The 18,264-nt window shown below is 37.1% G+C and carries 11 protein-coding genes; 2 read left to right on the forward strand and 9 right to left on the reverse strand.

Annotation, left to right across the window (positions count from 1 at the left end; translation table 11 throughout):
* Window positions 1-577: 577 nt before the first annotated feature.
* The 5 genes from DHD80_RS11300 to DHD80_RS11320 all read right to left on the reverse strand — a co-directional run bounded on the left by DHD80_RS11300 (window position 578) and on the right by DHD80_RS11320 (window position 9,600).
* Window positions 578-2,500, reverse strand: coding sequence for a putative porin (locus tag DHD80_RS11300; protein ID WP_251741287.1), 1,923 nt, complete (start codon window positions 2,498-2,500; stop codon window positions 578-580).
* Between the two features lie 105 nt (window positions 2,501-2,605).
* A complete protein-coding gene (locus tag DHD80_RS11305) occupies window positions 2,606-3,961 on the reverse strand; it encodes an aryl-sulfate sulfotransferase (protein ID WP_251741288.1) in 1,356 nt (451 codons plus the stop codon).
* A 65-nt stretch (window positions 3,962-4,026) separates the two neighbouring features.
* Window positions 4,027-4,761, reverse strand: coding sequence for a hypothetical protein (locus DHD80_RS11310; protein WP_251741289.1), 735 nt, complete (start codon window positions 4,759-4,761; stop codon window positions 4,027-4,029).
* Between the two features lie 24 nt (window positions 4,762-4,785).
* Window positions 4,786-6,312, reverse strand: a complete 1,527-nt coding sequence (locus DHD80_RS11315) for a RagB/SusD family nutrient uptake outer membrane protein (RefSeq protein WP_251741290.1) — start codon at window positions 6,310-6,312, stop codon at window positions 4,786-4,788.
* Between the two features lie 18 nt (window positions 6,313-6,330).
* On the reverse strand, window positions 6,331-9,600 hold the full coding sequence (locus DHD80_RS11320) for a SusC/RagA family TonB-linked outer membrane protein (protein ID WP_251741291.1): 3,270 nt from the start codon (window positions 9,598-9,600) through the stop codon (window positions 6,331-6,333).
* A 161-nt stretch (window positions 9,601-9,761) separates the two neighbouring features.
* On the opposite strand from DHD80_RS11320, the gene DHD80_RS11325 reads away from it, so the two are divergent.
* The gene (locus tag DHD80_RS11325) at window positions 9,762-10,358 is read left to right on the forward strand and encodes a ribonuclease HII (protein WP_251741292.1); all 597 of its coding nucleotides are present in this window, start codon (window positions 9,762-9,764) and stop codon (window positions 10,356-10,358) included.
* Between the two features lie 32 nt (window positions 10,359-10,390).
* Window positions 10,391-12,820: a hypothetical protein gene (locus DHD80_RS11330; RefSeq protein WP_251741293.1), complete on the forward strand. Its 2,430-nt coding sequence runs from the start codon at window positions 10,391-10,393 to the stop codon at window positions 12,818-12,820.
* Window positions 12,821-12,871: 51 nt separating this feature from the next.
* Here DHD80_RS11330 and DHD80_RS11335 read toward each other — a convergent pair whose 3' ends face one another.
* The 4 genes from DHD80_RS11335 to DHD80_RS11350 form a co-directional block, all read right to left on the reverse strand.
* Window positions 12,872-14,203: a RagB/SusD family nutrient uptake outer membrane protein gene (locus tag DHD80_RS11335; RefSeq protein ID WP_251741294.1), complete on the reverse strand. Its 1,332-nt coding sequence runs from the start codon at window positions 14,201-14,203 to the stop codon at window positions 12,872-12,874.
* A 9-nt stretch (window positions 14,204-14,212) separates the two neighbouring features.
* Window positions 14,213-17,206: a TonB-dependent receptor gene (locus DHD80_RS11340; protein ID WP_251741295.1), complete on the reverse strand. Its 2,994-nt coding sequence runs from the start codon at window positions 17,204-17,206 to the stop codon at window positions 14,213-14,215.
* A gap of 173 nt (window positions 17,207-17,379) precedes the next feature.
* Window positions 17,380-18,084, reverse strand: coding sequence for a lipoyl(octanoyl) transferase LipB (gene lipB, locus DHD80_RS11345; RefSeq protein ID WP_251741296.1), 705 nt, complete (start codon window positions 18,082-18,084; stop codon window positions 17,380-17,382).
* Entirely contained in the window at window positions 18,084-18,248 is a 165-nt protein-coding gene (locus DHD80_RS11350; protein WP_251741297.1) for a YqaE/Pmp3 family membrane protein, read from the reverse strand. The genes lipB and DHD80_RS11350 overlap by 1 nt, the downstream gene beginning before the upstream one ends.
* Between the last annotated feature and the right edge of the window lie 16 nt (window positions 18,249-18,264).

An 18,264-nucleotide genomic window follows, 5' to 3' on the forward strand; every position in this document is an offset into this window, starting at 1 on the left:
CTAAATCTTAAAGGCATCGCTGCCCCCAAAATCTATTGTCAATTCAATATGTCAATGAACTTGTCAATTATCAATTAGCAGTTATCAATTAACAATCCTAAAATTGCCCTATGATCATTGCTTATTGATCATTGTCTTAGTTAAAACCCAAGGATTCGAACCTTGCTCCTAGCGCCCCACCTGGCGGCCTCTTTTTTTCTATCTCAATCTCTTGTTAGGAACGTCCCGCTTTCTTGCAAAGCCTGCCGGGCCTTTCGTGGTAAGCGGGCATGCCTCTCGGCAAATGCGGGTGCAAATATACAACTACTTTTCTATCTAAACCAAAAGTTTTTTTGAAAAATTTTAACCCCCTTCCAAAACCAACCCAATGAACGTCGCCTTACTCGCTTAGCGGGGGCAAATATACAGCAGATTTTCAATCACACAATAGATTTTTCAATAAGAAATCATTTTTATGAAAAAGAGAAGATTTCAGCTAAAACTACCTTGCCTTAAGCAATGATTTCTATGTTTACTTCCGAAGAAAAAGCGAATTCAACTTAAAACTTAAGAAGTAGATAATCTAAAAGTATAAATATTACATGAAAAAGTCCCAAACAATACCAAAACGGAGCAGAAAATCACCGTATGGATAACCCGGAGCAGAGAAATTATTGTTTCCGTTAAACAAAGCATTAAGATGCTGCAGTTTAAAAAACAGCCTGGCAGTATCCACTTTTGCATTAAAGAAAAAGTCTACTACCGGAAAATTACTAAATTCCTGGGCATCCTGAATGTAAAATTCAGCCAAAACAGGATCATATGCATTCATTTGATATTTGGTGAAATATTTAAGGGTAAATCCCGTCTGCAGGTACAATGCCTCCTTAAACCAAAAATCCTGATAGTACACGGAATTTCGGGTCACAAAATCTGGAACATTCAAAACATCTGATCCTTCCAGGACATTCTGATACATTAGCGTATGATACATCCCAAAAATGCCCCAATTAAACTCCCTTTCTGCTCTAACCTTGAAATAGCGTAAAGGATCACCACTTTGGAAGGGTTTTACATCTCCATTAGCATTTTCAGCAAAAAAAGTATAATTCTGGGTTTGTATCAAATCGGCATTTACCTGGGCAATTTTGGAAAGATCTAGTTTGGCATATAATCGCTGAGAACTTTCATTACTAAAGTCATTTTGCCAGTTGTAATTTATATAATCACTTTGGTACAATAAAAAATTAAAATTGGGTGCAGAACTGTTTTGATTGAATCCGAAGCGTATTTTGTTAAACTCATTTAAACGATAACCAGCTGAGGCATCGAAATAATTTCCAGGCAATTCTGAAGATATATTGATCCTCGCCTCCCCCGTAACGTCAAAACCACCAATATTTTTTTTGTAATTTCCACCTACATGAGGAATATTACCCGCAAGTTTATTCGTCACAATTTCATCTTCCCCATTTATGTAAATTGAATTATAACCATACTCATAATTTGTCATTCCCGCCGCTAAGCTTATGCTTCCCAAAACATTATTCTGAAGATTTAGTGAAAGTTCATTCATTAGATGCTTCAACCTTGTTTCATCATTGAGATTACTGGATTCGAAAGAAGGACCAAAAATATCTGTTTTTGATGCATTCTGCTTAAACTGAAATTTTTTATAACTATAATCGAATACATGTCCCAGAGAAAAACTATTCAGCGAATCTTTTTGCCCGGCAAGCCGGTAGGAATGATTTAAATAAAATCTTTTTCCGAATAGCGTGCTTTTAGCATCTTCAAAATTTACCTCTAATATAGAACGATCATCAAATTCTTCTTCTTTATCTATATATTGTTGAATGGATTGATCTGTTAATCCCCCATTTTCCTCATTAAGCAAATCTTGAGAAACAAAATGACCTTTTGCGTGATACCGATCATCATCGGAATCATAGCTGAATCCCATACGCAAGTTACCCGTACTCGTTAAAATATGCTGAAATCTTCCCAACGCCCTGGTTCCTTTATAGGCTATAAAAGCATTAAAATTTTGCGAAGTATTGATCGTAAATAAAGCATCGAGCTGCTGTCCCTGCTCCGGAACCGTTTTAAAATATAAATCGGTAAAAGGTGTGGGAACATGATAATAATTAATATCCTCCACTTCCATAAAATTAAAATGGCGCGCACGCGCGCCAAATTCAGGAAAGAAAGAGTGGTAATCTTTAATAAAACTTAGGCTGTTATATGTTTGGCCAGTATTGGGGAATGCCAATAATTCAAAGTTATCCTTCCTTAAGTAATTAAACGTATAATCTTTTGTGATCGTAAGAGTTGTATCTACAAAAGTAGTATCGTTTTTGAAAGAAATAATCTTATAATCTGTAATTGGGGGTTTTATGGTATCTTTTTCATTTTGCCCTGGAGGTCCCTGCTCCTGTCCTCCTGCTCTTCCCCCAAGTTTAGTTTGACTAAATACTGAAAGGGATAAGCACAAAAAAAAGAATAAAGAAATGTATTTCATCAAATTTTTCTAAGTGGTAAAAATATAATAATTAACGTAAGACTACTGAAGTTTATTGGAACAAAAAAACCACCCGGTTTGGGTGGTTTGCGATATTTGAAATATTTATATACCAAGATTTTTTATCGCATCACTTTCTTTGGAATATGGATACCCCCTCCAGAAAAAACCTTCCCCTTTATATTTCCAAACAACTTCTTTAGTATTGGTCACTTCCCAAAAACCAAAAGTGCCCTGAGTAATCAAAGTATTTCCATTTGCCAATCTATACGCTCCGGAAACTTTAGCAGAAAAAAGATCAGGATCACTAAAGCTCCATAAGATCTCAAGTTCGTTAGTCCCTGCTGTTTCCAAGTTAAAAATTTCAGGAATTTTTAATTCGTATACTGTAGAATGAGGGTCTACAGATGGAATTCCATTGGAATAGACCAATAAAGAGTTTCCGCCAGCTACTAAATTTGGATTGTGGTTGTGAAAAAATAATCGCTCCCCACTACCGTTGTAAGCTTCCGGATTGCCAAATCGATATACCAAATCTCCACCTTTATCATAATTGCCGCCTTTGGAAGATGATGCTTCAGCAGTTGTGGTACTATGATCGATCACCCATACTTCGCTGAAGTAATTTACACTTAAATAAATAAGATTATTTTCTTCGTCATATTCCAAAGCATTTGCGTGAAAAATATCACCTTTATAATCTCCATCCTTTAAGGCGTCTTCATAATTGATATTCACTTTCATTGGACGTTCTGAAATAACACCAAAGTTTTGAGAAGTAGTATCCCTGTCCTGTATTAAATGGTCCCATACATTCCATTCCCAAACAATTTCATTTAAGTTGGGATTTATTTCTAGGATCTTTTCTGCATATACCTGCTCATCATCACCTGTAAACCCCACCTCCTTTAAGTCATCACCAGTTTTCTTCTCCCAGGCTATAAAAATAATATTCCCATTTGGCAAAATTTCAAGGTCATGGTGAGATAAGCTAAATTCATCAGAGTATTTAAAATCCCATACAATTTCTCCCTGAGGATCAATAATAGCCATACGGCCACCAAAGCCGCCAAAAGTATATGCAGGATCATCATCTGTAAGTGCTACTAATAGATTTCCGTTCGGTAATAATTCTGCGTCATTCCCAATTCCGGATGGGAGGTCCCATTCAAAAATTATCTTTCCATTATTTTTCTCTATCAAATATACCCTGTTCGATGCAGCATTATTAATAAGAACATAACTATCCTCTATGAGTGCTTCGTTATAAATTAGAATTTTAGATACAGGATCTTCTTTAACAGAATTTTCTTCTCCACTTTCATCAGGAACTTCTGTTTGACCGGGTGTTTCTTCAGGTATCCCTACTTGCTCTGGTTCTTCAGGCAACGTATGGTAATCGTCTTTTTCACAGGAAGAAATAAGCAATGAGAATAAAAATATAAATTTGAGTTTCCGCATGTGCTAAAATAAAAAAAAGGTGATTTGAAATTAATCAAACCACCTTTAAAATTAGAACTTTAATATTAGAAAGACACTTCGACACTTGTTCCTGAACCAAAATTACCATCGAAAGATGTTAATACTGTTCCAGCATAACTTATGGTCACAGAACCTAAATTAGGATAGGTTAAACCATCACCATATGAATCTTCAATATTAAAAGTATAGGTTCCTGCAGGTATACATAACGAACGGTTTAAGGTTGCAGTACCTCTAGAAATAGATCCCGCAGCTGCACTGATTATTGTTTCACCTGCAGAATCAACTAAAGAATAAGAAGTTTCATCAGAATATCCATCAAATACGATGTCTATGACAAATTCCTTTCCAGGACAAACTCTGGCTACATTCAGTCTAATAGGCTTACCTACGGAAAAACCGGCTTCTTCCTGAATATTAAGATTTAACGCTTTTCCAGCCACACCCAAACCAACATCGGAAACCTGAACACTTAAAGTTCCTTCATTAGAACCTGCAGGAATCGTTACAGTTGCAGGTACAGAATATCCTTCTGAACCTAAACTGGTATTATCCAATACCAATACATTAAAGGTTCTGGCCTGATCTACCACATTAGCGGTATAAACCTTTACATCATAAGTGGTGGTTCCACCAACTTCAACACCAACATTAGTTCCTGAAGGTGCTGCTTCGAAGGTTACATAATCTGGTTCAGTAAAATCATCATCGAAATCGCAACTAGAGACAAGCCCAAGTGAAAGAAGGACAACGAATATTTTTAAATAATGTTTCATCATTTTTATCTTTTTAGGATTGACTTTTTAGTTTTGAGTACTAATGAATGGGTTGTAAAGAATTTCTTCTTCAGGTATTTCGAAAGTTAACCTTTCATCATCATAAGGAATGGCAACACCAACAAAAGACAGATGATTTGCTCCTCTTACCACAGTTCCCTGGTTTCTTTTAAGAGCAAGGTAAGATTTACCTTCACCCCACAGCTCAATTCGAGTTTGTAGATAAATTTCATCTACTAAAGCCGGACCTGAAAGACCATCTAAATAAGAAGTATCATCTACTCTCATATCAAGAATTGCTCTAAGTGAAGCTTTAGCATCAGCATCCATTCCTAAGTTTGCAGCAGCTTCAGCATTTAAAAGATACATTTCGGCTACTCTCATATACACAAGATCACTAATGATCGTTTGTGAAGAACCTCTAGGTACTCTTTGCTCTTCGAAGAATTTATACCATGGTTGTAAATAGTTAGAAGAACCGGGGTTTTGAACAAACTGTCCTTTTCTAACATCATCATCAGCAATCTCAGCATATAATCCAGCGTCCATGGCCTTGTAATCACCATACCCCGCATAACTATAAGAGAAATAGTCCATTTGTCCCCACCAGGAAACAAGACCTACTCCACTATCTGAAGTTAAATCAACACCCCACATCCAACCTGGAGAGTTTACACTGTTAAATCCTCCACCAGAACCGTTATCAACATCATCATCAGTATCATCTGTATAAACAACTTCCTGATTTGTCATAATAGAATAGTTACCAGTATTGATCACCTCATCAGTCAAATCCTTAACTTCCTGCCATCTGTCCATTTGAGCAGCTAAAGCATAAGCTAAAATACCTTTAGCAACATCCTGATTCACCTCATTTTTCGCACTTCTGTTAAAACCTTCCAATAGAGAAATTGCAGAATTCAAATCACTTTCAATAAAATCATAAATTTCACCTGCAGTTACTTTTTCACCATTTACATCATCCGGAGAATCATAAAAAGGTAAAATTGGTTGAGATGGATCATAACCATTCTGAAAATACTGAGTTAAGTAGAAGTAAGAATGAGCTCGTAAAGCCTTCGCCTGTCCAAGAATATAGCGATTGGCTTCAACTTCCGGAATAGCATCATTACCACCAGCAGAAGCAATTACTACGTTTGCAGAACGAATAATCCTATAGTAGTATCTCCAGGGCATGTAGTTTCTGGATCTCGTAAAATCCTGCGGAGCCTGAAATTCAGTAATATCTGCACGATACCATCCAAAAGAACTAACTGAAAGGGCTACATCTCCGGAAAGCATATCTCCATAGATATCATAACCCTTTTGGCCAAAATCATCATGGTTCCCTGTTCCACCAGTACCGGAGTTGAACTGTAGCGAATAAATTCCCGCTAAGGTTCCGGCAAGTACATCCGGATTATCTGTCGCAGCTTCAGTTACCTGTTCCTGCGTTAAAAATTGCGAAGGTTCTTTCTCAAGAAACTCTTCACTACATCCAATTCCCATAAAGAGAACAGATGATAACAGTGTTATTTTAATTAAACTTTTCATATTTTGAATTTTTATTTTTTAAAATTTCACTCTTACTCCTACAGTTACTGTAGTAAGAGGAGCATATAAACGACGTCCAGAGTTACCTGTTTCACTCGTATTAGGCAGGAAGCCATCTCTTGCAGTCTTTACGAACAAATTGTCACCAGTTGCAAATATATTCACAAGATCTATACCAGTTTGGCCTAAAAGATCCTTTGAAATTGTATATCCAATCAATGCGTTATTAAGCGCAAGATAATCTGTACTAGTAACAAACCTATCTGAAGTTGAAGTCGAATTCACATAAAAAGCATCAGATAAAGCAGGAACATCAGTAATGTCACCAGGGTTCATCCATCTGTCTCTAATATCTGTATGAAAGTTGTTTCCAACTGCACCAAACCTGTCACTCATTAACTCCGCATATTGAAAGTCAATAGCATAACCTCCTAGACTGTAGATAAACTGAGTTGAGAAATTAAAGTTCTTAAAAGTACCACCTAATCTTATACCACCTCTTACATCAGGGATGGCAGATTTGCCAATATACTTATCAGTTGCCTGGGCATAGGTAGAAGTTACTTCTCTTTCTATAGTAGCATCTGGATTAGTTGCTAAATATGGTGTTAAAGAGGTAATGGTTTCATCCCCATCATCAAATAAACCGTTCCCGTTTATATCATCAAAATACCTGTAGAACAAAGGAGCTCCATTTGCTGGATCTACCCCCGCATATTCTCTAACATAAAGATCAAAAATTGAACTTCCTTCAGAATAAGCAAATGGACTATTAGATGGATCTAAAATTCTCTCCTCCCCAGTTGAAGGATCAATTGGCATTCTAAGAATTTCATTATCTAAAATTTCACCATTAATATTGAGGTCTAAAGAGAAATCTGTAGTATTGATCAAATGACCTGTAAGATTAAATTCTAAACCGGTATTTCTCAATTCACCGTCATTCACAGTAACTACAGCAATACCTTGTGATGGACCCACTCTTCTATCAAAAATAAGGTTGTCTGTATTTTTAATATAATAATCTACAGCACCGTCAATATATTTTCCTAAACCAAACTCAACACCAGCCTGGAACTGTTTTGATGTTTCCCAGGTAAGATCAGGATTTCCATTTCCTCTTGCCGAAAGTGAAATTTGATCGTTCAGGTTATTGATATCAAAAGTATCGTATCCTGAATAGTATCCAACACCAGCTTCATCCCCAGTAATACCATAAGAGGCTTTTAATTTCAAGAAGCTAAGAACATCATTGTTGTACAAAAAGTCCTCATTAGTTACAACCCAAGCAGCACCAACAGAGCCAAATGTACCCCATTTATCATTTACAAACCTTGAAGATCCATCACGACGAACAGAAGCTGTAAGGTAATATCTATCAAGAAAGTCGTAGTTTACCTGACCGAAGAAAGACTCAAGTGCTCTACCTTGATTGAAACCAGTAGATGGACTAGCTGTAACTACATAGTTATTCAACTCATAAAGTTCTGCAGCCACCTGCTTAGTTTTGCTGGATGTATTATTATCTAAATCAAAATCGTTTGTCTCATGAGCAATCAATGCTTCCAAAGTATGATCACCAAATTGATTGTTGTAACGCAATAATTGCAAGAAGTTCAACGTAAGAACCTCAGTATCCCTGGTAAATAAAGCACCTCCATCACCTACAGAAGTACCATAGAATGCATTGGATGCACTTTTAAATCTATCAAATGCATATTGCGCTCCAAATCTAGTTTCTAGAGATAAATGTTCACTAAAATCAATATCTAATGAAAAATTACCGTTGATCTCATTTCTCTCAGTAGCATTGTAATCGTATAATGCTGATCCAATGGGATTCAGGTTATCAGACTGGGGACGTGTTCTAAATCCAGAAGTACTACCATAATCTAATTGATTTCCTCCAAAAATTGGATCCGGAACTAATTGCCCGTTATCATCTCTCAAGTAAACCCCAAAAATTGGAGCAGTTTTGTCTGCAAATTCAAATAAGTTTTCAGAACCAACGGTTTGTCCATTATTTAAACTTTCAGAATAGGCATAACCAATATTCACACCTACATCTAACCAGTCTTTCACGTTAGAATTAACGTTTAAACGCGTAGTATATCGATCATATCCCGTATTGATTGCATAACCATCATCATTTAAATATCCAACAGATGCAAAGTATTTTGTTTTTTCATTTCCACCACCAAAACGAACATTTGCTTCCGTCCTAACTGCAGCACTAAAAGCCTCATCTGCATAATTTTCAGGAGTATATCTTCTGGTTACACCCGGTCTTACCTGTCTGGTTTCCGGATCAATAAGTTCCGCGGCAGTTTCTACATTAAAGATATTATATCCAGCCGGGATATAGTTATCTGAAAATAAACGCGCATTGGCATAAGCCGCAGGATCTGCCACTCCAGTAAATCTACCTCTGTTATAAATACCTTCATATACATAACCTGTATAAACTTCAGGAGATCTTATTACATCATACCGTGGTATAATCTGGTCGTTAACCCCCGTTTTTACATCAACTTCAATATAATCTTTCCCAGAAGTACCCTTCTTAGTAGTAATTAAAACTACCCCATTTGCACCTCTGGAACCATAAATAGCAGTTGCAGATGCATCTTTTAGAATAGTAGTGGATAATATATCTGATGGGTTAATGGAGTTTAGCGTTGCTTCAATAATATTAGTTTGAGTAGTACTATTGGGATCTCCCCCAGATAATGGCACTCCATCTAATACATAAAGTGGTGCCCGGTTACCGTTTACAGATCCAAATCCACGAATACGAACAGTTGAAGTCGTACCAGGTTGTCCTGAATTATTAATAACATTCACCCCGGCAACCTCTCCGGCCAAGGCCTGAGTAACATTCGAGTAAGACTTAGCTTGAAGATTTTCTGCATCAATAGTTGTTGCAGTACCCGCAAAAGATTGCTTGGTTGCAGTACCATAACCTACAATTACCACTTCATCCAGGGCAGCAGCGTCCGCAGCCATAGCAACGTCATAAACATCAGCCGCAGAAACAGTAACCTGTTGATTGGAAAATCCTAAATAACTAAAGACAATAACATCACCTACCTCTACAGATAGACTGTATTTACCATCAAAGTCAGTTTGAGTACCATTCGAGGTACCTTGTTCAATAACATTCACTCCAGGCAGTGGTAAACCATCTTCGTCTATCACCGTACCCGTTACGAGTTTTTCTTGTGCAAAACCAATTTGCACCACTAACACTAACAAGAGTGTTAGAATTCCATGTAGTTTTCTTTTCATTATTTGTTAAATTTGAATTAGCCTGTGCCAAAAATCATAATAAATTATTAATACACCAAACTTTTCTGACTTTTAACTTTTCGAAATCTTTCCCAATAATACTACATTTACGGAATGTTTACACCTTTTGGATTTAAAAAAACCCTAAAATTTTAAGAAGTTTGCTTTCATTTTATTCTAAAAATTTAACTATTGCCGGCACAGATGAGGCGGGAAGAGGTTGCCTCGCTGGCCCGGTAACTGCTGCCGCAGTCATTTTACCAAGATCTTTTGAAAATTCTCAACTAAATGATTCGAAGCTTACCAGTTTGAAGATGAGGAATATCCTAAGAGCATGTATTGAAGCAGAGGCTCTTTGTTTTGGCGTAGCCCATGTTGACATGATTGAAATAGATAAAATAAATATCCTCAACGCTTCCTTTCTCGCCATGCATCGAGCTCTGGACCAACTTTCCCACGAGCCTAACAAAATTATTGTAGATGGAAATAGATTTAAAATATATCGTGATATACCCCACGAATGTGTCATTAAGGGTGATGGAAAATTTTTAAGTATTGCCGCTGCTTCTATCCTGGCAAAAACTTACCGAGATAAATATATGGAACAGATTCATCATGAATTTCCCATGTACAACTGGAAACAGAATAAGGGATATCCCACAAAAGAACACAGGCAGGCCATTAGAGAATATGGGGTAACAAAATACCACCGAAAAAGTTTCAGACTTCTTCCCGAACAGTTGACCATTGAGTTTTAAGTCATTAAATTTGCAATAACCAGTTATTTTTAATGAAAGATCTCTCAAAATTAGTTTTCCTTTTTTTCCTTATTATTTCATGTTCTTCTGAAGAAAAAGGCGAAATAAAGCTTTCGAGGCTTATACATGCTGATACAGAGTTGATCATTACCACACCAGATTTTTCTGAATTACAACAAACACTTAACGCCAATGCCTTTTTAAATATTAGTTCTTCTGCCTTAAAAAAGAAAATTCAAAAACAACTAAATTTCCTTGATAAGCTGGCACTGAAAAGGGAAATATTGTTCACATTTTCTAATCTCGAGAATCAAACGCTTACGTATACAATAAGTACCAGAAAAGATTCTTCTTTCTTTCAACTGGATTCCCTTCAGGATAAAAAAGTGGAGAATTTTAATGAAAATGGGGTCTATTTTAAACGATTTACCTTAGGAAATAGCAAATTTTTAGTCACAGAAATTGGGGATTATTATATAATAAGCAATTCCAGAGACAAACTTACCCAGATTTCAAAAGGTGAGAATCTCCTTGAATATAGTGAGTTTAAAAAAGTATTCGAGGCAAGGGATCCTGCAAAAACTTCCGTCATCTTTCGAAAAGATCTGAAACTACCAGAATTAGATAATTTCCTTGAAAGTTTTGGCCAGTTTAATTTTAAAAACCTGGCTAACTGGACTGTGCTGGATCTCGATCTTGAAGATAACCAGTTCAAAATAAATGGAATTACAATAAACTCTGAGCAGAAAAATTTTCAGGATGTACTGAGGGATCAGGAGGCAACCCCGTCAAAAAACATCAATATTATCCCTTCTTCCTTTATCTCATTTTCAACAGTAAACTACAGCGATTATCAGGTTTTTGATTCGCAGCGCAATTCTTATATTTCAGATTCTATCCCATCTATAAATAACCTTTTTAATTTCTCTTCGGAAATTTCAAAAACTGAAATTCCAGATGGAACCGCTTTTTCTGTTGGTTTAGACGATCTTGAACTGGGAATAGAATCGCTGACTGAAATTGCAGCTGAAAACCTAAATTTTCGTGGCGTTTCTATTTTTAGAGTAAATGATTCTGAAGAAATTGCGCAAAAATTTAAACCATTTTTCAATGCTGAAAATTTGGCCTACGCCTGCGTTATAAACCATTCCGCAGTTTTTTCAAAAGAAATTTCTGTATTGGAAAATATGATTTCCGCAAACCTTAATTCCTCTTTATTATCACACCAAACTTATTTCAAAGATTTCATCAACCAACTTGCATCTGAGTCTTCCATGCTAATACTGGCGAAAACGACCAATTTCAACAAAGCTGTTTTTAATAAAGAAAACTCCGGTTTTGAACAAAACAGCCTTTTCGCAATACAGTTTATCACCGAAGATAACTTTACTCATATCCACGGAATTTTTTCCGCCGAAAGTAAGAATTCGGAACAAATTCAAGCTGTTGCCCAATCTGGTTCTATAAAAATAGAAAAAACCATTTCCGGAAAGTTCCAGTTCTTTAGAAATCACCAAACAGGTCAATTGGACGTTGTTGTGCAGGACAAGGACAACATGCTTTATCTACTTTCGAATAAAGGAAGCATCTTCTGGAAGAAGCAATTAGAATCAAAAATTTCAGGATCCATCCATGAAATTGATCTTTTCAAAAATGCTAATAAGCAACTTGCATTTACTACGAGCCATGAGTTGCAGGTGATTGATCGCCAGGGAAAAACAGTAAAACCTTTTCCAAATAAATTTAATGATACTTTCACGCAGCCTTTATCGGTTTTTGATTATGATAATAATCGCACCTATCGTTTTGTCTTAACTCAGCATAGTAAGGTGTATATGCTTGATCCAAATGGAAAAAGCATTAAAGGTTTCGATTTTGAAAATGCCAAAACTGAAATTATCACAGCGCCAAAACATATTCGAATTGGTTCCAAAGATTATATTTTGGTAGCGGAAAAATCTGGAAAGCTGAATATATTGAGCCGCCAGGGAAACATTCGTGTTCCTGTAACTGAATCTATTAATTTTTCTGAAAACGAATGGTTTGGTCATGAGGGGAAATTTATTTCTACAACTGCAGATCATCGAATCATCGAAATAGATCAAAACGGGAAAGTTTCGACTGGAACAGAAACGCTGGCGGAAAATGTGCGTTTAGTGTCCAATGATGAAAATTTAGTCTATCTAAATGAAAATCAATTGCATATCAATGGCGCAACTATTAATTTAGATTTTGGATTGTATACAGATCCCCAAATTTTCGAAGTTGGGAAAAATACCTATGTTGGGATTACAGATCTACAAACCAGCCAGGTTTTTATTTTTGATCAGGATGCGCAGTTGTTACCAGGATTTCCGGTTTATGGAACTTCAGAAATTAATATCTCCCATGCAAATCCCGATACAAAAAAAGAATTGATCGTAAAAGGTGAGGATAATGAGATCCTGATCTATGAATTTTAATAAAAAAAGGGCTGAATGTCAGCCCTTTTTTTATTCATTCTTTAGCAAACTCTATTCGTATCCTGGATTTTGAGTTAAAAGATCATTGGCATCTATTTCACGCTGTGGAATAGGGAAGGATAATTTTGGGGAACTTGCGGGTAAGGTTGCGATCTCCCTTCCTGTTCTTTTATAATCGAACACAAGAAAACCTTCAAACATTAATTCTAATTCCCTTTCTTTAAGCACGTCTTCCACAGTAACTTCAGTAAGAAGATCAGCCCCTGCTCTTAATCTTAATTTATTCACGTCTTCTACAGGACTTGCCCCTATTACCGTACCCTCTCTAAGATTTGCTTCAGCTCGTATTAAATACATTTCAGCAAGTCTTAACAGGGAGATATTCGCATATTGATTGGTGTATTTCCCGGTCAACGTCCCCTCATTTTGGGCACTGGTATAGAAAAAATCCCCTCTCGCATCATTCTCCCCGAACATTTCCAAATAGGCTTCATTCACTGTAACATCGCCCCCACGACCTCCGAAGGTTTGATCCGCATAATGCGTGACCAGTACATTGGCTCCGTCCTGGGTGGTTACCTGAAAAGCAAAAACGTCTTCAGTGCTGTCTACATCATTATTAAATGCATCTTCAAAAGTACTGGTTAAAGAATGAGCACTATTTTGAATGACATCATCAGCGGCATCCCGGGCTCCAGCATAATTACCCATTTGCAAATATACTCTGGCCAGCAATGCCTGAGCAGCATATTTATCGGCAAAAATTCCATTATCCTCTGGCAACAGGCTGTAGGCCATTTCAAGATCTGAAACTACCTGGCTATAAACTTCAGAGGCACTGGCTCTTGGAATTTGCAAATCCTGGGCGTAATCTATGATACCTTCTAAACTCAAAGGCACTCCTATTTGTCCATCTGGCGACATAAAAAATCTGTTTAGATCGAAATAATTCAGCGCTCTTAAGAAATAGGCTTCTCCCATTACCTGATCGCGATCTTCCTCTTCTAGCAAATCCGAATAATCCAGCACCAGGTTTGCCTGATTTATCGCTTCATATCCATTAAGCCAAAGGTCACTTACAAAACCATTATCAATAAAAATATTTTTATTAAAAACCTGTCTTGGGGGCTGGAAAGTTCCTCCCCAGGTAATTTGATCTGTTGTACCGTAAAGGTCTGCCAGAAGTTGCAAATATCCTCCATAAGACGGTGATTGGCCAGTCTCGTTATAAACTCCAATAAGGATGTTCTTTACATTTTCTGCAGATGAAATTGCGGTACCTACTGAAATTGATTGCCTTGGTTCAAGATCCAATTTATCATCACAGCCAGAGAAGCATAGAACGAGTGCAATCATCCAGATTGAATTATATAATTTTTTCATATTATTTTTTTAGAAGTTAATGTTAAGTCCTAACGACATAGTTTGTACCGCAGGAGCCGAATAAAATGTCACTCCTACCCCCTGACCGGCATCACTGGTAGATTCCGGATCATACCCGTCATAATCTGTGATCGTAAGCAAATTAATTCCAGTAAAATAAATACGGAATTTATCAAGTCCCACTTCCTGTATAAACCTATCCGGAATGGTATATCCAAGTGTTAAATTCCGAAGCCGAATAAAATCTGCCTCCTGAAGGTATCTGGAAGAAGTAGCCGTACCATTCCCACCAAAAAGTCTGGCTTGGGGTACATTGGTGATATCACCAGGTTGCTGCCATCTGTCTAACTGATCTGCACTTTGGTTATCAAAATAATCAGCATTTGCACTTTGATAAATTCCACCTCCGTTATAGATACTTGCACCCCAGTTTCCTGTAAAAGTAAACCCAAAATCTACTCCCTTATAATAAAGATTATTGGTGAAACCAGCAATCCAGTCAGCATAAGGTTGTCCAAGTATAACGCGGTTGGCTTCATTAGGATCTGTAGTAGTTTCACGACCTCCACCTTCTTCATTGATATAATACAGCGCATCTCCATTATCAGGATCAACTCCAGCATACTCTCGGAGATAAAAAGCCGATAAAGATTCTCCCTCCCTTAAAATCGTTTGTCCCGAAACCACATCGTCTCCATTTGGCAATTCTTTTACTTCATTATTATTTTTGGCTATATTAAAATTGGTACTCCAGGTGAAGTTTTCTTTTTGAATATTTTTAGTGTTTAGGACAAATTCGATACCTTTATTTTCTAACAAACCAATATTTTTGGTGATGTTGGCCTGTCCTGAAGTTCCAGGTAGAGGTTGGGAAAATATAAGTCCGTCAGATCTTTTGATATAATAATCAATTTCTCCCGAAATTCTATTATTCAAAAATCCATATTCCAAACCAATGTCAGTTTGTTTAACGCTCTCCCAGGTTAATTGCGGATTCGCAGCCTGTATTGGTGCAATACCCGGACGTTGATTGTAAGAAATTCCGCCGAATAATCCCAATGCAGCATAATCACCAATATTAGCATTTCCGGTCTCCCCATAACTTGCCCTAAGTTTTAAGAAAGATAAGACATCACTATTTCTCAAAAATTCTTCCTCACTAATGATCCAACCTGCAGAAATTGCCGGAAAAGTACCATAGCGTACATCTTCTCCAAATCTTGAAGATCCATCCCTTCGAACACTCACTTTCAGGAGATATTTATCATATAAACTATAAGTAAGCCTGGCAAAATAGGATAAAAAGCTATTTGCAGATTCAGCACCTGAGCCACTTGTAATCTCCGCAGCACTATCTATGGTCTGGAAATCATCGGTGGGGAATTGAATACCTGTTACATCCTGAAAGCGTCTATTGGACTGATTGTATTCCATACCAGCTACAATTTCCAGATCGTGAATGTCATTAAAAACTTCAGAAAAGGTAAAGTAATTACTACTTACATATGACTCGGTCCCCACACTAGATGCATAGGCCTCTCCATTAGTAGACTGGAATGGAGCCAACCTTCCTGTATAGCTATCTTCATTCTGATAGTAAAGGTCGTATCCAAAATCTGAGTTAAATTTGAGATTATCTAAAAATCTATATTCTCCAAAGACCCTTCCCAAGACTCTTTTAATTACTGTGTTATAAAATGAATGTTTATCCTGAAGTAAAAAGTTTGGATAAAGCGTATTTGGATTGGGATCACCATTTTCTAAATATGCCGGGGAAAGCGCCGGTTGGGCAATTGCCTGTAAAGGTGTAACAAAGGCGTTATCATTCGCTATCCTGTCTATATTAGTTCTTGAAAAACTCAAATTCATTCCTGCTTTAAATTTTTCATTGAATGTATGACCTACATTCACCCGGGCATTGATCCTTTCAAGTTCATTGCCTGTTACTATACCTTCAGTATCATTGAAGGCTCCGGAAAAGAAATACGTAGTTTTCTCATTTCCGCCAGACATCGAAAATGTCGCATCCTGTACGTGTCCATTTTGAAGCGCGAGGTCTTGCCAGTCTGTATCAATTTCCCTGTTTTGCCAATCTGTTCCATCTGCAAGAAAGTCAAAAATTCCATTAATATATTCCACACCTTCATCCTGTCCAAAAGTATTAACAGCAGCTTCCGTAAACAACTCTACATATTCATCAGCATTTAGCCAGTCCCTAAGATTAGTGGGCTCGCTGACACCATAAGAATAATTAAGCGAAAAAGTAGCAGGTCTGTTAGCTCCACTTTTTGTAGTAATAATAACAACACCGTTAGCTCCCCTTGAACCATATACTGCTGCTGCAGAGGCATCCTTTAAAATATCTATAGATGCAATCTCATTAGCACTTAGGGTTAGCAAAGGGTTAGTGGGCGAACCGTTATTAGATTCATTACTATTGATAAGAGGTACACCATCAAGAACATAAAGAGGTTCCGATCCTGCACCAATACTGGCAATCCCACGGATACGAATATTGACCCCACCCTCTACCTTTCCATTAGTAGGGGCAATCTGTACCCCGGCCGCTTTACCTGCAATGGTACTTTGAATGCTAGGTACAGGGACTTCTTCAATGTCTTCTGAAGTAAGCTTAGCTACATTATCAGTAAGGGTTCGTTTGCTTTGTGTACCATAACCTACGACCACGACTTCATCAAGTTGGGCAGCATCTTCACCAAGGGTGACGTTGATAATATCATCTGGCCCCACACTAATGCTTTGAGATGTAAAACCTACGTAACTGAAGGTTAATACATCGCCTTGGGCGACATCAATGGAATAATTACCATCAAAATCTGTTTGAGTTCCTCTATTTGCATTCTGTACAATAACATTAACCCCCGGCAAAGGCAGGGAATTCTCATCGGTTACGGTACCGGTCACTGTTTTTGATTGTGCATAACCAAAATGCACAGTCATGGTAAACAGCAAAACACAGATTAATTGTAGTTTTTTCTTCATATTATACTTTGTTGATTTCTTATAAAAGTCTTCATTATTCATCACAATGAAAAGTGTTTGGCGAAAAAATTAAAACTAATTTGAACGAATTATTTAATTAATGATTTAAACGGAGAGGAAATGATAAAAATGCAAGAAGAATTTTATTTATAAAGAAAACGGGATTTCAAAATTTATAATCCAATTATTTCCGCTTCAAATAATTCAGCAAAATGTCTTATTAATTTCTGCTGGACTTCTTCCAGGGAAATTTCTTTCTTTCCAAGTTCCACATTTAAAGAGGTCACGGCTTTACCTTTTATTCCGCAGGGAATTATATGATCAAAGTAACCAAGATCTGCATGCACATTAAGGGCAAAACCATGCATAGTTACCCATCTACTGGCTCTAACCCCCATCGCGCAGATCTTTCTCGCAAAGGGCGTCCCAACGTCCAGCCATACACCGGTTTCACCCGGACTCCTTTGTGCTTTGATTTGATATTCAGCCAGGGTGAGAATGACCATTTCTTCCAGCAAACGTAAATATTTATGAATATCGGTAAAGAAATTATCCAGATCAAGAATAGGATAACCCACGATCTGGCCGGGACCGTGGTAGGTAATATCCCCGCCCCTGTTGATTTTATAGTAACTGGCATTTTTAGCTTTTAATTGCTCTTCACTAAGCAATAAATTTCCAGCATCACCACTCTTTCCAAGTGTATAGACATGCGGATGCTCTACAAATAATAAATAATTTCTGGTTTCCACTCCAAGATTTTCCCTGCGATTTCGAATTTTAAGATCAAGCGTATTCTTAAAAATTTTCTCCTGGTAATCCCAGGTTTCTTTGTAATCCTTCAATCCCAAATTCTGAATTTCCACCTTCTTATTCATTATTTTCTATTCTTAGGATTATTAAGAATGATCAAAGCGGCAATTACGCCGGGAATCCATCCTAAAATGGTAAGGATTAAAACGATTATGATCGAACCGCAACCCTGGTCGTAAACTGCCAGTGGCGGAAATAATATAGATAAGATCACCCTCCAAACGCTCATAAAACTTCAATTTTGA

It is taken from the genome of Gramella sp. AN32, assembly GCF_023718305.1.
In the GTDB taxonomy this organism is placed as follows: domain Bacteria; phylum Bacteroidota; class Bacteroidia; order Flavobacteriales; family Flavobacteriaceae; genus Christiangramia; species Christiangramia antarctica.

Excerpts from the sequence above, each read along its gene's own strand:
- DHD80_RS11300 (WP_251741287.1), bottom strand. The coding sequence starts at position 2,500 with ATGAAATACATTTCTTTATTCTTTTTTTTGTGCTTATCCCTTTCAGTA.
- DHD80_RS11305 (WP_251741288.1), bottom strand. The coding sequence starts at position 3,961 with ATGCGGAAACTCAAATTTATATTTTTATTCTCATTGCTTATTTCTTCC.
- DHD80_RS11310 (WP_251741289.1), bottom strand. The coding sequence starts at position 4,761 with ATGATGAAACATTATTTAAAAATATTCGTTGTCCTTCTTTCACTTGGG.
- DHD80_RS11315 (WP_251741290.1), bottom strand. The coding sequence starts at position 6,312 with ATGAAAAGTTTAATTAAAATAACACTGTTATCATCTGTTCTCTTTATG.
- DHD80_RS11320 (WP_251741291.1), bottom strand. The coding sequence starts at position 9,600 with ATGAAAAGAAAACTACATGGAATTCTAACACTCTTGTTAGTGTTAGTG.
- DHD80_RS11330 (WP_251741293.1), top strand. The coding sequence starts at position 10,391 with ATGAAAGATCTCTCAAAATTAGTTTTCCTTTTTTTCCTTATTATTTCA.
- DHD80_RS11335 (WP_251741294.1), bottom strand. The coding sequence starts at position 14,203 with ATGAAAAAATTATATAATTCAATCTGGATGATTGCACTCGTTCTATGC.
- DHD80_RS11340 (WP_251741295.1), bottom strand. The coding sequence starts at position 17,206 with ATGAAGAAAAAACTACAATTAATCTGTGTTTTGCTGTTTACCATGACT.
- lipB (WP_251741296.1), bottom strand. The coding sequence starts at position 18,084 with ATGAATAAGAAGGTGGAAATTCAGAATTTGGGATTGAAGGATTACAAA.
- DHD80_RS11350 (WP_251741297.1), bottom strand. The coding sequence starts at position 18,248 with ATGAGCGTTTGGAGGGTGATCTTATCTATATTATTTCCGCCACTGGCA.